Source organism: Pseudomonas sp. FSL L8-0168 (assembly GCF_037976155.1).
Classification (GTDB): Bacteria; Pseudomonadota; Gammaproteobacteria; order Pseudomonadales; family Pseudomonadaceae; genus Aquipseudomonas; species Aquipseudomonas paracarnis.
Genome location: NZ_CP150262.1, coordinates 3,365,179 through 3,382,681, shown reverse-complemented (window position 1 = coordinate 3,382,681; position 17,503 = coordinate 3,365,179). Strand labels below are relative to the sequence as shown.

General features: G+C 61.6%; 17 protein-coding genes. 5 read left to right on the top strand and 12 right to left on the bottom strand.

Annotated elements, in window-relative coordinates; translation table 11 throughout:
- Positions 1-96: 96 nt before the first annotated feature.
- The 3 genes from MHH62_RS15405 to MHH62_RS15395 all read left to right on the top strand — a co-directional run bounded on the left by MHH62_RS15405 (position 97) and on the right by MHH62_RS15395 (position 2,838).
- Positions 97-870, top strand: a complete 774-nt coding sequence (locus tag MHH62_RS15405; RefSeq protein WP_020302233.1) for an N-acetylmuramoyl-L-alanine amidase — start codon at positions 97-99, stop codon at positions 868-870.
- A 260-nt stretch (positions 871-1,130) separates the two neighbouring features.
- Entirely contained in the window at positions 1,131-2,531 is a 1,401-nt protein-coding gene (locus MHH62_RS15400; protein ID WP_339231269.1) for an aspartate aminotransferase family protein, read from the top strand.
- Between the two features lie 82 nt (positions 2,532-2,613).
- On the top strand, positions 2,614-2,838 hold the full coding sequence (locus MHH62_RS15395; RefSeq protein WP_003192847.1) for an MbtH family protein: 225 nt from the start codon (positions 2,614-2,616) through the stop codon (positions 2,836-2,838).
- A gap of 51 nt (positions 2,839-2,889) precedes the next feature.
- Here MHH62_RS15395 and MHH62_RS15390 read toward each other — a convergent pair whose 3' ends face one another.
- The 8 genes from MHH62_RS15390 to minC all read right to left on the bottom strand — a co-directional run bounded on the left by MHH62_RS15390 (position 2,890) and on the right by minC (position 11,092).
- A complete protein-coding gene (locus MHH62_RS15390; RefSeq protein WP_198833574.1) occupies positions 2,890-4,236 on the bottom strand; it encodes an amidohydrolase in 1,347 nt (448 codons plus the stop codon).
- Between the two features lie 16 nt (positions 4,237-4,252).
- Entirely contained in the window at positions 4,253-6,418 is a 2,166-nt protein-coding gene (locus tag MHH62_RS15385; RefSeq protein ID WP_191949367.1) for a mechanosensitive ion channel domain-containing protein, read from the bottom strand.
- A 72-nt stretch (positions 6,419-6,490) separates the two neighbouring features.
- On the bottom strand, positions 6,491-6,658 hold the full coding sequence (locus tag MHH62_RS15380) for a hypothetical protein (RefSeq protein ID WP_014719301.1): 168 nt from the start codon (positions 6,656-6,658) through the stop codon (positions 6,491-6,493).
- 199 nt (positions 6,659-6,857) lie between these two features.
- Positions 6,858-8,147: a M18 family aminopeptidase gene (locus MHH62_RS15375; protein ID WP_057976990.1), complete on the bottom strand. Its 1,290-nt coding sequence runs from the start codon at positions 8,145-8,147 to the stop codon at positions 6,858-6,860.
- A gap of 195 nt (positions 8,148-8,342) precedes the next feature.
- Positions 8,343-8,978, bottom strand: coding sequence for an RluA family pseudouridine synthase (locus MHH62_RS15370; protein ID WP_003192838.1), 636 nt, complete (start codon positions 8,976-8,978; stop codon positions 8,343-8,345).
- Between the two features lie 106 nt (positions 8,979-9,084).
- A complete protein-coding gene (minE, locus tag MHH62_RS15365) occupies positions 9,085-9,339 on the bottom strand; it encodes a cell division topological specificity factor MinE (protein ID WP_003175252.1) in 255 nt (84 codons plus the stop codon).
- Positions 9,340-9,342: 3 nt separating this feature from the next.
- The gene (gene minD, locus MHH62_RS15360; RefSeq protein ID WP_003192835.1) at positions 9,343-10,155 is read right to left on the bottom strand and encodes a septum site-determining protein MinD; all 813 of its coding nucleotides are present in this window, start codon (positions 10,153-10,155) and stop codon (positions 9,343-9,345) included.
- 199 nt (positions 10,156-10,354) lie between these two features.
- The gene (gene minC, locus MHH62_RS15355) at positions 10,355-11,092 is read right to left on the bottom strand and encodes a septum site-determining protein MinC (RefSeq protein ID WP_014719299.1); all 738 of its coding nucleotides are present in this window, start codon (positions 11,090-11,092) and stop codon (positions 10,355-10,357) included.
- Between the two features lie 119 nt (positions 11,093-11,211).
- Between minC and MHH62_RS15350 the strand changes: the two genes are divergently transcribed.
- Together MHH62_RS15350 and MHH62_RS15345 are read left to right on the top strand one after the other, a co-directional pair.
- Complete coding sequence (locus MHH62_RS15350) at positions 11,212-12,147, top strand: lipid A biosynthesis lauroyl acyltransferase (protein ID WP_019818602.1); 936 nt, start codon at positions 11,212-11,214, stop codon at positions 12,145-12,147.
- Between the two features lie 30 nt (positions 12,148-12,177).
- Positions 12,178-13,326: a patatin-like phospholipase family protein gene (locus MHH62_RS15345; protein ID WP_288856113.1), complete on the top strand. Its 1,149-nt coding sequence runs from the start codon at positions 12,178-12,180 to the stop codon at positions 13,324-13,326.
- Between the two features lie 108 nt (positions 13,327-13,434).
- Here the strand turns inward: MHH62_RS15345 and MHH62_RS15340 are convergent, their stop codons facing one another.
- From MHH62_RS15340 to MHH62_RS15325, 4 genes are all read right to left on the bottom strand, one after another.
- The gene (locus tag MHH62_RS15340; protein WP_003192827.1) at positions 13,435-14,220 is read right to left on the bottom strand and encodes an outer membrane protein OmpK; all 786 of its coding nucleotides are present in this window, start codon (positions 14,218-14,220) and stop codon (positions 13,435-13,437) included.
- A 23-nt stretch (positions 14,221-14,243) separates the two neighbouring features.
- The gene (locus MHH62_RS15335) at positions 14,244-14,612 is read right to left on the bottom strand and encodes a hypothetical protein (protein WP_130175205.1); all 369 of its coding nucleotides are present in this window, start codon (positions 14,610-14,612) and stop codon (positions 14,244-14,246) included.
- Positions 14,613-14,656: 44 nt separating this feature from the next.
- Positions 14,657-16,000 (bottom strand): nucleobase:cation symporter-2 family protein, encoded by a 1,344-nt coding sequence (locus MHH62_RS15330; protein ID WP_339231264.1) that lies wholly within the window; start codon positions 15,998-16,000, stop codon positions 14,657-14,659.
- A 195-nt stretch (positions 16,001-16,195) separates the two neighbouring features.
- Positions 16,196-17,479 carry a urate hydroxylase PuuD gene (locus MHH62_RS15325; protein WP_003192825.1) on the bottom strand — a complete coding sequence of 428 codons (1,284 nt, stop codon included), beginning with the start codon at positions 17,477-17,479 and terminating at the stop codon, positions 16,196-16,198.
- Between the last annotated feature and the right edge of the window lie 24 nt (positions 17,480-17,503).

Below are 17,503 nucleotides of genomic sequence, written 5' to 3'. Positions count from 1 at the left end.
ACCGCCCGCCTGAGGCTCAAGTCTTCAGGATGGCGGTAATTTTTTTGTGCTTGAACGGGCCGAATGAGTCGGCCTGAATTGAAAAGGACTGTTCTTATGTTGGTGATCGACACCAGTTTCCCTGCTAGGGATTTCAACGACCGCCGCGGCGAATCCGTGCAGCAGGTGATTGTGCACTACACCGCAGCGCCCTTTGCTTCATCGCTACGCACCCTCACTCAAGAGGGCGTCAGCGCCCACTACCTGCTGCCCGACCCCGATGAGCCCAGCTACTGTGCTGCCGGTTATGAAGAGCTGCGCGTGTTTCGCCTGGTGGACGAGGGCCAGCGCGCCTGGCACGCCGGCGTGAGTTATTGGGCGGGGAAGGCGGATCTCAACAGCCGCTCGGTGGGCATTGAAATCGTCAACCTGGCGCGGGATGACGCGGGCGTCTTTACCTTTACGCAATACGCACCCGCGCAGATTGACCTACTGATTGCATTGCTTCGCGACCTGCTGGAGCGCTATCCGCAGGTCGGCCCTACTGACTGGCTCGGGCATTCGGACGTGGCCTACTGGCGCAAGAGCGATCCGGGGCCTCGGCTGCCCTGGCGTCTGCTGCATGAAGCCGGCATTGGGGCTTGGTTTGATGAGCAGACGCGGGCGATGTACCAGCGCCGCTTTTGTCTCGGCTTGCCGCCGGAGGTCGAGGTGGAGAGGGCGTTTCAGCGTTATGGGTATAAGCCGGCGCAGAATCGCCGGGCCTTTGAGCAGCGCACCCGGGCGTTCCAGATGCACTTTCGGCCACGGGATTATTGTGGATTCCTGGATGCAGAGACGTGCGCGATTCTTTATGCGCTGAATGAAAAATACCGCGGGCTTCGGAGCTGAGCGCTGTTCAAATGTGGAAGCTGGCTTGCCTGCGAAAGCGGTAGTGCAGTAACCGATGCAGCGACTGACACACTGCCTTCGCGAGCAAGCCCGCTCCCACATTTTAATCTCCCCACAATCGGTAAATATCCGACCAACTTCCTAAATCCCCGTGCACCTGAAGCGTCTCCACAACAGGAAATCCGTGCGCATGCCCTTGGGCCAGACGCCAACGGATCGGCAGTTTGGTCACGATCAACAGCGTATTGAGGGATCCAGAGATGTCAGTCGCTACCAGCCGTATCGAAGACGCCCCGGTGCAGGCCGCGGAAACGCTCTATCAGTTTGACGAAAGCCCGCTGCTGGCCCGCCAGCGCCAGCAGGAATCCAACGCCCGCAGCTACCCTCGGCGCATCCCCTTGGCGCTCAAGCGCGCCAAGGGGATCTACGTGGAGGACGTCGAGGGGCGTCGGTTCATCGATTGCCTGGCCGGCGCCGGAACCCTGGCGCTGGGGCATAACCACCCGGTGGTGATCCAGGCCATCCAGCAAGTGCTGAGCGACGAACTGCCCCTGCACACCCTGGACCTGACCACGCCGGTCAAGGATCAATTCGTGCAGGACCTGTTCGGTTTGCTGCCTTCGGAGCTGGCGCGAGAAGCGAAAATCCAGTTCTGCGGCCCCACCGGCACCGATGCGGTGGAAGCCGCGTTGAAGCTGGTGCGCACCGCCACCGGGCGCAGCACCGTGCTGTCGTTCCAGGGCGGCTATCACGGCATGAGCCAGGGCGCGCTGAGTTTGATGGGCAGCCTGGGACCCAAGCAACCCTTGGGCGCCTTGCTCGGCAATGGCGTGCAGTTCCTGCCATTCCCGTATGACTACCGTTGCCCGTTTGGGCTGGGTGGCGCCGAAGGCGTGCGGGTCAACCTGCATTATCTGGAGAATCTGCTCAACGATCCGGAAGCCGGCGTGTTGCTGCCAGCGGCGGTGATTGTCGAAGTGGTCCAGGGCGAGGGTGGCGTGATCCCGGCGGACCTCGACTGGCTGCGTGGCCTGCGCCGTATCACCGCGCAAGCGGGGGTGGCGCTGATCGTCGATGAAATCCAGAGTGGTTTTGGGCGTACCGGCAAAATGTTTGCCTTCGAACACGCCGGCATCATCCCGGACGTGGTGGTCATGTCCAAGGCGATTGGCGGCAGCCTGCCCCTGGCGGTGGTGGTGTATCGCGACTGGCTCGACACCTGGCTGCCTGGCGCCCATGCCGGGACCTTCCGTGGCAACCAGATGGCGATGGCGGCAGGCTCAGCGGTGATGCGCTACCTCAAGGATCACGACTTGGCGGGCCATGCGGCGGCCATGGGCGAGCGCCTGGGCGAACACCTGCGCATCCTGCAGCGCGACTTCCCGCATCTGGGGGATATCCGTGGGCGTGGGCTGATGCTGGGGGTGGAGCTGGTAGACCCGGCTGGCACGCCGGATAGTCAGGGCCACCCACCGGTGCATCGCCAGTTGGCGCCGCTGGTGCAGCGCGAATGCCTCAAGCGAGGGCTGATCCTGGAACTGGGCGGGCGCCATGGCAGTGTGGTGCGTTTTCTGCCACCGCTGGTGATCACCGCTGGCGAAGTCGACCAGGTGGCCGAGATTTTCGGGCGCGCCTTGGCGGCGGCCGTGGCCAGCGTCTAATTTTCCAGGCCCTTGGTACGTTTCTACAGATATCAGTGCTGCGCGTGGTGCGCAGCCAGCCTTTGAGCGACGGAGAACAGCAATGACCTCAGTATTTGACCGCGACGACATCCTCTTTCAGGTAGTGGTCAACCATGAAGAACAGTATTCGATCTGGCCCGACTACAAGGCCGTGCCGGAAGGCTGGCGCACCGTGGGCAAGAGCGGCATGAAGAAAGAATGCCTGGCCTACATCGAGGAAGTGTGGACCGATATGCGCCCGCTGAGCCTGCGCCAGAAAATGGACGGCGCGGCCCTCGCCAACTGATTCACCTGGGTTCAAATGTGGGAGGGGGCAAGCCCCCTCCCACATCAAGCATTACGGTGATGTGTGGGTGTAGAGGTAATCCGTCGCCAACGACGCCAGTGTCCTCACGCCCACCACCAACGCCGACTCATCCACAAAGAACCCAGGGTTGTGATTCGGCGCCGCCTTGCTCATGTCCTGGTCCCTTGGGGTCACCCCCAGGAAGACAAACAGCCCCGGCGCCTCCTTGGCATAGAACGAGAAGTCTTCGGCGCCACCCACCAACGGGCCTTGCACCACATCATCCTGAGCCGCCCAGCGCAGGCTCGGCAGCATTTTCTCGGTCAGCGCCGGATTGTTGATGGTGGGGTCGTACTTCTCGATGATCGTCACTTCGGCCTTGGCGCCACCGCTTTCGGCGATTTTCTCTACGGTCTGGCGCACATCCCCATGCAGCTTCTGGCGAATGCCGTAGTCGTAGGAGCGAATGGTGCCGCTCATGTCCACCGACTCGGGGATGATGTTATAGCGGGTGCCACCGTTGATGGTGCCGATGCTCACCACAGAGGGGAATGACGAAATATCGGTACGGCGGCTGACTACGGTCTGCAAGCCGACAATGGTTTGCGCGCCGACGGTGATCGGGTCGATACCGTCCCAGGGGCGGCCGGCGTGGGTCTGTTTGCCGAGGATCCTGATGCGCAGGTCATCGGAACTGGCCAGGGTCGGGCCAGGGCGATAGGCGATTTGCCCGGCAGGCACACCGGCCCATACGTGCAGGCCAAACACCGCGTCAGGCTTGGGCGCTTTCATTACGCCTTCCTGCACCATCATCTTCGCGCCCCAGGTGTTCTTGCCGTCGGGGATAAAATCGCTGGGGCCTTCTTCGGCCGGTTGGAAATAAAACACCACGGTGCCGGGCAGCCGCTCGCGCATCCCGGTAAGAATCTTCGCAGTGCTCAGCAGGATAGCGGTATGGGCGTCGTGGCCGCAGGCGTGCATCACGTCGACTTCTTTGCCCAGGTAGGTGCCCTTGGCTTTGGAGGCGAAGGGCAGGTCGGCGACTTCCTTGACCGGCAGCGCATCCATGTCGGCGCGCAGAGCCACGGTCGGGCCGGGCAGGGCACCTTTCAAGATGGCGACGACGCCAGTGCGGGCCACCCCGGTCTTTACTTCAAGGCCGAGTTCGCGCAACTGTTTGGCGACCAACTCGGCGGTGCGGGTTTCGGTATTGCCCAGTTCCGGATGGGCGTGGATATCGCGGCGGGTTTCCAACAGGCTGGGTTCGAGGATTTTTGCCTGGGCGGCAATGGTTTCCCGGGCACTGTCCTGGCCGCTGCTGGCGGCGATCACTGCACTGCTCGCGACCGCGCCGAGCAGACCCAAAACCCATTGGTGTGTCAGACCGTTCATTCGCATACCAACCTCTCCTTGCCTATTGTTGTGGATCTTTCTCCTGCACGCTGCCGGCGGTCAGCACCTGCACGCTCAAGCGCGGTGTCGCCAGGTCAAGCCCGGCTTCATCCAGGTGCCGCTTGAGCGACAGGTTGAATGCCCGCGACACTTCCCACTGCTTGATCGGCGCGGTCTTGAAGCGTGCGCGCAGGATCGCGCTGCCGGACTCGAAGCTTTCCACGCCCTGGATCTCCAGCGGCGACCAGATATTGCGGCGTTGCAGCGGGTCGTTGCGCATGGCATGGCCGACCTCGCGCATCAGTTTGATCGCGTCGTCGATTTCCATGTTGTAAGGGATCGCCACCCGGAAGATGGCGTAGCCGAACTCGCGGGAGTAGTTCTTGATGCTCTTGATTTCGCTGAACGGGATGGTGTGCACGATGCCGTCGATATCGCGCAGGCGCACGGTACGGATGGTCAGGCCCTCTACGGTACCGAGGTGGCCGCCGACGTCCACGTAGTCGTCGATGGCCAGGGAGTCTTCGATGATGATGAACAACCCGGTGATCAAGTCGGCTACCAGCGATTGCGCACCAAAACCGATGGCGATACCGATCACGCCCGCACCGGCCAGCAGTGGCGTAACGTTCATGCCCATGTTCGCCAGCGCCACGATGGCGGCGATGATGAAGATGGTCACGAACAGCACGTTGCGGATCAACGGCATCATGGTTTGCGCGCGGGCGTTGGCCAGGCCTTTGCGCGAGCGGGTCAGGGCGTGGTGAATCGCGGTGTCGCTGAGGATCCAGATCAGCCAGGCGAACAACAAGGTGCCCCCGAGGCCGAACAGCTTCACGGCTATTTCATGGCCTTCACCTTCGGTAAAGCGAATCATCGACAGGCCCCAGACCCGCAGCCCCAGTTCGATAAATACCAGCCACACCACCAGGTGCACCAGGGTGTAGACAAAGCCTTTGAGGCGTTCGGAGTACAGCGCATGGCGCTTGTGCCCGCGGTGCGGCTTGAGGGCGTGGCGGCGCACCAGGCCGTTGATCACCATGCACAACACCAGCAACACCGTGCACAGCAGCGACTGGCGCAGGGCGGTGCTGGTGTCGCCGGCCGACAGGAAGGTGGCGAACAGTGAGATGCCCACCAGCAGAAGAGCCGGGATGTACCAGAAGGTGCCGATGATCGACAGGGTATCGGTGAGCGCTCGGCGGTTGAGGCGGCGCGACAGCGGTTGGTTGCGGATCAGGTGCGCAATCGGACGGCGGAACCGCAGGATAAACACCCCGGTGGACAACGCCGCCATGACATTGGCCACGGTCGCGGCGGTGTGGGCCAGATGCTGGCCGAGCGCGGCAACCAGGCGCGGGTCGCTCAAGGCTTCACCGAAGGCGGCAAAGCTGCCGATCCACCACAGCGGGCGGAACGCCTGATGGCGCAGGATATACAGGGCGCGGTGGCGGTGCGGGCCGTCGAGTACGGAGAAGGCAATCACGCAGATGGCCGAGAAACAGGTGCCGACCACCAAGGCATAGGCCAGCACCATGGCCAGGGATTTGCCCAGGGAGGAAGGCAGGGCGTAGCTCAGGTAAACCGTGATCACCAGGGCGATCAACCAGGGGCCCAGCTTGCGCAGGGCAAAGCGCAGCATGTCCCAAGTGCGCGGGTGCTGCGGCAGCTCTTCGGGCAGGCCGAAACGCTCGCGCACCCGATGGCTGAGCCAGATCAGCGCAGCGGCCAGCAGGCTCCACACAGCCAGGATCACAGCAAAACCGAAGATGATCGGCAGCCATTCGCTGGCCGGCAACATCAGGGCGGCGAGTTCATCCTTGGCCAGGTCGACTTCATTGGACCAGCGCCCCAACGGGCTGTCGGCGCCGGAAAACTGCTGCTCAAAGCCCGACAGCGTACTGCCGATCAACCCGAGTACGCCGAGTTCGGCGGCGGGCTGGGCCTTTTGCGTGGCGGCGCGCAGCTTCTTCAGGTCGCTGAGCAACTGGGTGCGTTGCTGGTCGTTTTCCAGGGTCTTGATCACGTCGTCCAGCGACTGCCCCAAGGGCACTTCGGCCTGGGGTTGGGTCTTGCTGGAGCCGCCCAGCATCCCGGGCAAGCCCACGGCTTGGGCGGGCATCACTGGCAGCAGCGTGAGCAGGGCGATCAGCAGGTAGCAGGGCAGGGCAAACAGACGGGAAAGCACGAGGCGGTCAACCTTGAAAACGACGAATTGACCGAGTGTACGAGGCCGCTATGCCCAATGCGAGCGCATTTGTCACTGCGCCAGTTTGGCGAGGATCTTGTAGAGCACGGTGCCGAGGATCAACAGCATGCCGATCCACATGCCAAACACGCCCAGAGGCTTGTCGCGAAAGTTGAAGCCGACCGCGAGCATGATCATGCCGATCAGGATGGGGATCAGCATGGCGTGGAATGAGGACATTGAGATCATGGCGAGGGGCGGCCTTGTCGGACTGGAAGTTCTGACAAGTCTAGGCCGGATTGGCAGAAGTGCAGTTGATGTGAGTCAGATAGCCTTATATCTGTTTGGAAACCCATCGCGGGCAAGCCCGCTCCCACACTGAAATGCATTCACAGATCAATGTGGGAGCGGGCTTGCCCGCGATGGGCGCGCCTCGGTCTCAGGGTAAGTCGCGGCTGGCGTAGAACGCCCCCAGCACCTTGACCAGATGCGCCAGGTCATGGCTGCCGCACAGCTCGCGGATCGAGTGCATGGCAAAGGTCGGCAAGCCGATGTCCACCGTGCGCACGCCCAGGTGGCTGGCAGTGATGGGGCCGATGGTCGAACCACAGCCCATGTCGCTGCGCACCACGAAGCTCTGCACCGGCACTTCCTGGGCCATGCACAGGTGGCGGAAGAACCCCGCGGTTTCGCTGTTGGTGGCGTAGCGCTGGTTGCTGTTGACCTTGATCACCGGGCCGGCATTGAGTTTCGGGCCGTGGTTGGCGTCGTGTTTGTCGGCGTAGTTGGGGTGCACGCCGTGGGCGTTGTCTGCCGACACCAGCAGGGATTTCTGGATGGTGCGTACGAATTCTTCACCTTCGGGCAGCAGGCGACGCAGGGTCTGTTCCAGCATCGGGCCATCGGCACCGCAGGCCGAGCAGGAGCCGACTTCTTCGTGGTCGTTGCACACCAGCACGCAGGTTTCATCGGTGTCGCTGGTGAGCAAGGCTTGCAAGCCGGCGTAGCACGACAGCAGGTTGTCCAGGCGCGCACCGGCAATGAAGTCGCCATTGAGGCCGATCACGGCAGCACTTTGGGTGTCGTAGAAACTCAGCTCGTAGTCGAGCACCACATCGGCATTCAACCCATGCTCGCGGGCCAACTGTTCGGTGAGCACGGCGCGAAAGTCCACGCGTTCGTCACCGGCAAACTGCGCCAGGATCGGCGGCAGCTCGGTCTGGGCATTGATCGCCCAGCCCTGGTTGGCTTCACGGTTGAGGTGAATGGCCAGGTTGGGAATGATAGCGATCGGCAGCTTGAAGTCGATCAGTTGGCTCTCGACCTTGCCATCGCGGCGGAAGGTGACACGCCCGGCCAGGGACAGGTCGCGGTCGAACCAGGGCGCCAGCAGCGCGCCGCCGTAGACTTCCACACCCAGTTGCCAGAAGCCGTGGCGTTGCAGTTCCGGCTGGGGCTTGACCCGCAGGCATGGGCTGTCGGTGTGGGCGCCGACCATGCGGATACCGTCCTGCAGCGGCGATTGGCGGCCGAGCTTGAAGGCGATGATCGAGGAATCGTTGCGGGTCACGTAGTAGCGACCGTTGGCCTCGGTGGCCCAGGTGTCGCGCTCGTCGAGACGCTGGTAGCCGGCGGCTTCCAGGCGCTGGGCCAGGGCGGCAGTGGCATGAAAAGGAGTAGGGGAGGCCTTGAGGAAGTCGATCAGGCCTTGATTCAACGCTTCGCGCATAAATAGCTCCAGACAGCAGTGGCGAGAGTTTACCGTATTGGCCAGATATTTGGAGTGAGCGTGCATGGCCGAGAACCACATCAAACCCTGTGGGAGCTGGCTTGCCTGCGATAGCGGTCTTTCTGTGCCAGATGTATTGGCTGGCACGCCGATATCGCAGGCAAGCCAGCTCCCACATTTGATCGCATCAGCCCTTCAAAAAGGCGCAGGGCACTCGAAGCGCAGGCGCTCGCCGCTTTGCGGATGGGTGAAGCTGAGCATGCTTGCATGCAGGCACAGGCGCGGCCAGGCGGCCAGGGCTTGTTCATGGGCGTACAGACCATCGCCCAGCAACGGATGCCCGATGGACAACATATGCACGCGCAACTGGTGCGAGCGCCCGGTGATGGGTGTCAGCTCTACGCGGCACCAGTCGCCGCAACGCTCCAGGACTTTCCAGAAGGTCAGTGCATGTTTGCCGAACTCATGGTCGACCACATGGCGGGGCTTGGTCGGCGGGTCGTAGCGCAGGGGCAGGTCAATGCTGCCGCTGTCCAGTGCCGGTTGGCCCCAGGCCAGGGCGGTGTAGGCCTTTTCGGTCTCGCGGTCGTGAAACTGGCGGGACAGTTCGCGGTGGGTGTCGGCGTCCCGGGCCAGCAGGATGATCCCCGACGTTTCCCAGTCCAGGCGATGGACGATGCGGGCTTCGGGGTAGCCGTTTTCCTGCAGGCGAGTGATCAGGCAGTCCTTGTTGTCGTCGGCGCGGCCAGGCACCGAGAGCAGCAGGGTCGGCTTGTTCACCACCAGGACAGCGTCGTCCTGATGCAGGATGTGGATATTGGACAGCGGCATTAAACAGCCTCGTAACAAACGCCAACGGCGGCTCCACTGACGGCCCCCTCACCCTGTAGGAGCGAGGGGGCCGTCAGTGGAGCCGCCGTGGCGACCGCCCGTTCGATCAACGATCGGGCAGGGTGATATTGAGTTCCAGAATCGAGCAGCTGCCGTCATTTTCCAGGGCGACATGCACGTCATCGTTGCCGATATTGACGTACTTGCGGATCACCTCGACCAGTTCCTTCTGCAAGGCTGGCAGGTAGTCCGGGGTGCTGCGTTGGCCGCGTTCGTGCGCCACGATGATCTGTAGACGCTCTTTCGCGACCGATGCGGTACTGGGTTTTTTGTTGGCGCGAAAGAAGTCGAGAAATTTCATTGTTTAGTTGCCTCCAAAGATACGCTCGAAGAATCCCTTCTTCTTGACATCGAGGAAGCGGTGTTCCACGGTCTTGCCCAGCAAGCGATCGACGGCATCGCTGTACGCCTGGCCGGCGTCGCTCTGGTCGTCGAGAATCACCGGTACGCCCTGGTTGGATGCCTTCAGCACGGCCTGGGATTCCGGAATCACGCCCAGCAGGGTCACGGCGAGGATTTCCTTCACGTCTTCAACACCCAGCATTTCGCCGTTGTTGACGCGCTCCGGGTTGTAGCGGGTGAGCAGCAGGTGCTCCTTGATCGGGTCCTGGCCTTCTTCGGCGCGCTTGGACTTGCTGGCCAACAGGCCGAGCATGCGGTCCGAGTCACGTACCGAGGAGACTTCCGGGTTGGTCACCACGATGGCTTCGTCGGCGAAGTACATCGCCAGGTGAGCACCGGTTTCGATACCAGCCGGGGAATCGCAGACCACGTATTCGAAGGTTTCCTTGAGCTCGGCGAGCACTTTGCCGACGCCTTCTTTGGTCAGCGCGTCTTTGTCACGGGTCTGGCTGGCAGCCAGCACGTACAGGTTCTCAAGGCGCTTGTCCTTGATCAGGGCCTGTTGCAGGTTGGCTTCGCCGTTCACCACGTTGACGAAGTCATACACCACGCGACGCTCGCAGCCCATGATCAGGTCAAGGTTACGCAGACCGACGTCGAAGTCGACGATGACTGTCTTGTGGCCGCGCAGAGCGAGGCCGGTACCGATAGCGGCGCTGGTGGTGGTCTTACCCACACCACCCTTGCCGGATGTAACCACGAGAATCTTGGCCAAGGTGTTTCACCCCTAAGGAAAAAGGACTTTCGGTCCCTGAAAAACATCTCTTGGAACTCGCCGCAGGCGGACAGCCTTTGCAGGAAAAAGACGGGGTTTCCATGGGGAAACACCAACTTCCAAAAAGTCCTACACAAGTCTTGCCGGTTTCGCTTTGCTATCAGAGTCTAGAGATGCTTGGAAAATGCGGCAGTATCCGTTAAAGACGGATGATGTTCAACACATCGCCCGACAGGTTGACCTGTACCGAAGCGCCCCACAGTGGATCGCGGCGCAAATCTTCGGAAACCTTGTACTGACCCGCGATGGAAACCAGCTCAGCGGTCAACTGCTGGCAAAAAATACGCGCCTTGGTATCACCCTTGATGCCGGCCAGGGCGCGTCCGCGCATCGGGCCGTATACATGGATGTTGCCATCGGCAAGAAGTTCCGCCCCCGGGCTGACCGAGGAGACCACCACAAGGTCGCCGCCTTGGGCGTAAATCTGCTGCCCGCCGCGTACCGGCGAAGTGATGATCTTTGTAGGCCTGATCGCAGGCTCCGGTGGTTTTTCCGGTTTTTTCTTTTCTTCGCCGACCAATGGTTCCAGAGGGCGCTCACGGGCGCCCGATGGTGGCAGTACTGGCAGTTCAATGGCGATGGCGGCGGCAATGTCTTCGATGCGGCTGGCGCGAATCGCCAGGGTGCGCAGGCCATGGGAACGGCATACGCGCATCAGGCCGGGCAAATCAATCACGCCCTGGCCGGCCGGCAGCTTGTCCAGCGCCAGCACCAGCGGGGCGTTGTTGAAAAAGTTTGGCGCCAGGGCGACCTTGGCGGCCAGTTGGCGGTCCAGGGCGTCGAGGTCATTGCGGGCCAGTTCCAGCACGGTAATGGCGAGCATGCTGCCTTTTAGCTGGAACACGGGATCTTGGTCTAGCGGTTCGGTTTGGCTCATGGTCGGCGAAAGCGGCTTGTCACGAAAAGTGTCGAGACTTATAACGAGAACACTCACTCGCCGCAAGCCGAGTCGAACCGTTGTAGAATGCGCGGCCCTTGTCTTTACCGGAATCTGTAATGGATCGCCCGCGTTTTCGAGCTGTATTTCTTCACCCGCGTTTTTGGCTGCTATGGCTGGGGCTCGGCCTGCTGTGGCTGGTCACTCAATTGCCGTATCGGGCGCTGTTGAACATTGGTCGCCTGCTGGGCGCGGGCATGTACCGCGTGGCGGGCGATCGTCGCCGTATTGCGGCGCGCAACCTTGAGCTGTGCTTCCCGGAAAAATCCGCCAAGGAACGTAAACGCCTGCTCAAGGAAAACTTCGCTTCCACCGGCATCGCCTTCTTTGAAATGGCCATGAGCTGGTGGTGGCCCAAGCCGCGCCTGGCGCGCCTGGCCCATGTCGAAGGGTTGGAGCACCTCACGCAGGCGCAGTTGGACGGCAAGGGCGTGATCCTCATGGCGCTGCACTTCACCACCCTGGAAATCGGCGCGGCGCTGCTGGGGCAGAAGCACACCATTGACGGCATGTACCGCGAACACGGCAACCCGCTGTTCGACTTTATCCAGCGCCGTGGTCGTGAACGCCACAACCTCGATTCCCTGGCCGTGGAGCGTGACGACGTGCGCGGCATGCTCAAGCTGCTGCGCGCCGGCCGGGCCATCTGGTACGCGCCAGACCAGGACTACGGCGCCAAGCAAAGCATCTTCGTGCCGTTGTTTGGCATCCAGGCTGCTACCGTCACCGCCACCAGCAAGTTCGCACGCCTGGGCAAGGCGCTGGTGGTGCCGTTTACCCAGGAGCGCCTGGCTGACGGTAGCGGGTACCGCCTGGTGATCCATGCGCCGCTGACCGACTTCCCGGGTGAAACCGACGAAATCGACTGCCTGCGCATCAACCAGTGGGTCGAAGCCTCGGTACGCGCATGCCCCGAGCAATACCTGTGGACCCACCGCCGCTTCAAGAGCCGACCGCCGGGTGAGCCCAAGTTGTACGAAAAGCGCCGTCGATAAGCCCAACCCTTTCTCACATGGAGTGACGCAATGCGCCCAGCTGAACCGGTCACAGGCTTGATTCTTTCCGGCGGCGGGGCGCGAGCGGCGTATCAGGTGGGGGTGCTGGCGGCGGTTGCCGAATTGCTGCCTGCGGGGGCAGCGAATCCTTTTCCGGTGATCGTCGGCACCTCGGCTGGTGCGATCAATGCGGTGAGCCTGGCCAGCGGCGCCAGTGATTTTTCGGCAGCCATCCAACGGCTGACGGCCTTCTGGCAGGGCTTTCGCAGCCATCAGGTGCTGCGCAGTGACTGGCCGGGGGTGATGCGCCAGGCCAGTCGTTTCCTGATCCATAGCCTGTTGGGCCTGGGTAGCCAGGTGCCGGTGGCGTTGCTCAACAGTTCGCCACTGCGCGACTTGTTACAAGAGCGCTTGAACCTGGACGGCATCGACGAGGCTATCCGCCGCAAGCACTTGCAGGCTGTGGCGGTGACGGCCTTTGGCTATGAGTCCGGGCAAGCGGTGACCTTCTATCAGGGCGGCGGCACCATCGATGCCTGGTTGCGTCATCGGCGCATTGGGGTACCGACCCAACTGACGGTAGAGCACCTGCTGGCCAGTTCGGCGATCCCGCTGCTGTTTGCCCCGGTCAAGCTCGGTCAGGAGTATTTCGGCGACGGTGCGGTGCGCCAGTCCGCGCCCATCAGCCCGGCCTTGCACCTGGGCGCCAGTCGCGTGTTGGTGGTGGGGGTAAGCGGCAACCCACGGGGCAATGAACCTTCGGTGCAACGCACCTACACCGGCCAGCAACCGACCCTGGCGCAAATCGGTGGGCATATGCTCAACAGCACGTTCATTGACAGCCTGGAAAGCGATATCGAGCTGCTGGAGCGCTTGAATCAGTTCAGCCGTGTGGTGCCTGTGGATGCGGCGGTGCAGGGCCTGGCACCGGTAGAGGTGCTGGTGATTGCCCCCAGCCAGCCCATCGATGAAATCGCCGCACGACATCGCCAGGAGTTGCCGGCGGCGTTGCGTGTGTTTTTGCGCGGGCCGGGGGCGACCAAGACCAGCGGGGCAGGGGTGTTGAGTTATCTGTTGTTCGAGGCGGGGTATTGCAGCGAGTTGATCGAACTGGGGCGCAAGGATGCGCTGGCCAAGCGCGAAGAAATCACTCGTTTCCTCGGCCTGACGTCAAACTGAATGTGGGAGCTGGCTTGCCTGCGATAGCGGTATGCCAGCCAACACTGCTGGCACAGACACATCGCGATCGCAGGCAAGCCAGCTCCCACAGGGAACCGCGATCAACCTTTAGAAGTGGTATTTGACCAGGAAGCTTGCCGTGTCCTGGGTTGTCTTGAAGGCGCCGCTGTCTTCAATCCCGTACTTGTTCTTCCAGTAGTCGTATTCAAAACCCACATACAACTGCTTGTCGCCCCAATGCAGCGCCTTGCCCAAGTCGTATTTGACCTGCGGGTTGAAGTGCAGGTTGGCGTGATAAGTGCCGCGGGCGTTCTTGTCGTTATCCACCACCCAGTCCATGAAACCGTCGATCAGCACGTCGGAATTACCCACGGGAATGGTGTACGACCAGACCGGAGTGATCTGCCACACGCCGTCACCCGGGCGATTGCCCTCGGTCTGGCGCTGGTAGAAGTTCAACTGGAAGTAGTCGAAACCGGGGATGTTCAAGTCGAACGCCGGACCCAGCAGGTAGGACTCGTTATCGCCCTCGCCGAACTCATAGGTGAAGGCCAGCAGCACGTCCTTGATCGGGCCGAACGACAGGTCCTTGTCCAGGATCTTGCCGAACGACAAACGCGGGCTGAACTCGCCGTAGTAAGTATTCGGGCCGACATTGCCGTCTTCCTTGCCGTTGTAAAAGATACGGTCGAGGAAGAAGAAGTTGTCGCCGTACTTCCATGCGTCGGCATGTTCGAAGGTGACGGTTTGCTGGATCTGCGGGTTGACGGTAAAGCTCTTGCCCCACAGATAAGTCAGGCTGTTGTTTTGCCATTGCAACAAGTCACCGGCTACGGCCTGGCCACCGGCCAACAGTGATCCAGCCAGCATCAGGCCTTTGAACATAGGTTTCATTCGGTTGCTCCCGAGTTAAAATTTTATGGTTTTTCTTCTACGCAGGCGCTCTGGTGTGGCGCCTTTTGGTTCGCTGCAAAAATCGTCTGTTCGGTCAGCTTTGATGCTTTTAGCAAGAGCTGCGCCAAGGTGTTGAAAAAGCCAAAAAATCCCCGTCGGCTGCAGCGGATGCAGTCGAATTCAGGGGACTTTTGTGCACTTTGGCAGCAAACATCAGGCCGGGATAAGTTGGCCTTGAGGTCAGCTTTTACATTCGCTGTTTTTTTTTGAGTCGATTCGAGCGGGCGCGGAGAATACTGGCTCCCAGGCCTGGGCTCAAGTGCGCTGTAACAGAGCGCGAGGGGCAAGAATGGGGCGCGGCGTGTGGCCGGCCCCATGTCAAGGTTGTGCATGTGGGGGTTCCCTGTTTGTTGTTATTTTTGTACTAACAAAGGAATCAATGCGTATGTGCGACTTCGGGGCGCTCAGCGCCGCCGAGAATGTTGAACAGGATGTTCAGCGACAGCGCGCTGAGGGTGGCCATGGCGATGCCGCTGTGGGTAATCGGGCTCATCCACAACGGCAGTCGTGCGAAGAACTCCGGGCGTACCACGGGGATCAGGCCCATGCCGATGCTCACCGCCACCAGCAACTGGTTACGGCGGTCGGCGATGTCGGCTTCCTGCAGAATCTTGATCCCGGTTGCCGCCACCATCCCGAACATCGCAATCGCCGCGCCGCCGAGTACCGCAGGTGGAATCGATGCCACCAGATAGGCCGCCTTGGGTAACAGGCTGAGCACGATCAAGAACGCGCCGGCCATGAGCGTGACCGAGCGGCAGCGCACGCCGGTCATCTGCACCAGGCCGATATTCTGCGCGAAGGAGGAGTGGGTAAAGGTGTTGAAGAAGCCGGCAAAGAACGACGCGCCGGCATCACACAACAGGCCGCGTCGCAGCATCTTCGGCGTGACCTCCTGGCCGGTGATCTTGCCCAGGGCGAGGAACATGCCGGTGGACTCGACAAAAATGATCACCACCACCAGGCACATCGACAGGATCGGTGCCAACTCGAACGTGGGCATGCCAAAGTGCAACGGCGTCACCACCTGCACCCACGGCGCCTGGGCCAGGCCACTGAGGTCGACCATGCCGATCACACCACACAGGGCGTAACCCAGGCCCATGCCGATCAGCACCGAGATGTTCACCCAGAAGCCGCGCATGAAGCGGTTGATCAGCAAGATAGTGCCCAGCACCAGGGCGGCAATCGCCAGGTAGACCGGCGAGCCAAACGTGGCGGCGGCGCTGCCTCCGCCGGCCCAGTTCACCGCCACGGGAAACAGCGAAAGGCCGATGGCGGTGATCACCGTGCCGGTCACCAGCGGCGGGAAAAAGCGCACTACCTTGGACATGAACGGTGCGATAAGCATGCCGAAGAACCCGGCGGCGATGGTCGCGCCGAAGATGCCCTGCAAACCGATGCCGGGCATGCCGGCCATGGCGACCATGCTGCCCACGGCGGCAAAACTGGCGCCCATCATCACCGGCATGCGGATGCCCATGGGGCCGATGCCGAACGACTGCACCATGGTGGCGATACCAGCCACCAGCAGGTCGGCGTTGATCAGAAAGGCGATTTCTTCACGGCTCAAGCCGGCGGCCTGGCCAATGATCAGGGGCACGGCGACGGCACCGCCGTACATCAGCAAGACGTGTTGCAGGCCTACCAGGATCAATTGCAAGAGGGGCAGCCGCACCATGGCGGGCGCGGCAGGAGTCTGCGTTTCTAACTGGGACATGCAACACCTCGAATCTTTTTATTTTTGTGTTGTTTGGCATTCAATTGCCGGATGAAACTTAATCTTCAAACCATCACTGATCTCCCTTGTGGGAGCTGGCTTGCCTGCGATGGCGGTGTGTCAGTCACCGAAAATGTTGGTGATCTGCCGCTATCGCAGGCAAGCCAGCTCCCACATTGGTCCTGTGTGAAACAGTCAGTTGGTGCGGGCCCCCTGATTGATCCAGGTGCCAATCAAATCCCTTTCCTGCTGGGTCATCTGGGTAATGTTGCCCAGCGGCATGATCTGGCTGGCCACGGCCTGCGCTTGAATGCGCGCCGCCTGCTGCTGGATCTGTGCCGGTGTGTCGAACATCACCCCAGCCGGAGCGGTGCTGAACAGCGGGCTGGTGGGCTTGGCCGAGTGGCACACGGTGCAGCGTTGCTCGATCACATGGTGCACCTGGCCGAAGTCCGTGGTGGCCTGGGCCGGTGCCGGTTCAGCGGCGGGTGCGGCAGGCGCGGCCGGTTTCAAGCCACCGCCCAAGGCGGTTTCCGGCAGCGGCTGATACTCAATCGCCGCCGGTGCCTTGGCAATCGGTTCAGCCGGCTTGGGCCCGGTCACGTAGGCCAGGCTGATCATTGCCAACGCGCCCACCGGCAAGGTCCACGCATACTTCTGGCTGTCATGCCGGGTGTTGAAGTAATGGCGCACCAACACTGCTGCCACCGCGATCCCGGCCAGGATCAGCCAGTTGTATTGGCTGCCATAGGTGCTCGGGAAGTGGTTGCTGATCATGATGAACAGCACCGGCAAGGTGAAGTAGTTGTTATGCCGTGAGCGCAGCAAACCCTTGGCCGGCAGCGCCGGGTCCGGTGTGCGGTTCTCGGCGATGGCCGCCACCAGCGCACGCTGGGCGGGCATGATGATGCGGAACACGTTACCGACCATGATCGTGCCTATCACCGCGCCCACATGCAGGTAGGCGCCACGGCCGCTGAACACCTTGCTGAAGCCGTAGGCCGCCGCAATCAACAGCACGAACAGGATCAAGCCGAGCAGGGCAGGGCGTTTGCCCAGGGCCGAATCGCACAGGAAGGAGTAGATAAACCAGCCGGCGAACAGTGAACCGATGCCCAGCAATACGCCTTCGGTGCCGCTGAGGCTGCTGCCGGGGGCGAGCAAGTACAGCGTCGGGTTGAGGTAGAACACCACGCACAGCAGCGCGACGCCTGACATCCAGGTGAAATAGGCTTCCCATTTGAACCAGTGCAGGTTGTCCGGCATGGTCGGCGGGGCCAGTTTGTATTTTTCCAGGTGGTAGATACCGCCACCGTGGATCGCCCACAAGTCACCGGCCAGGCCGTTCTTGGGGTTGACGCGATTAAGGTTGTTTTCCAGCCAGACGAAGTAGAAAGAAGCGCCGATCCAGGCGACGCCAGTGATCATGTGAACCCAGCGCACGCTCAGGTTCAGCCATTCCAACAGATGTGCTTCCACAGTCTTTACCTCTCGCCTGTCACC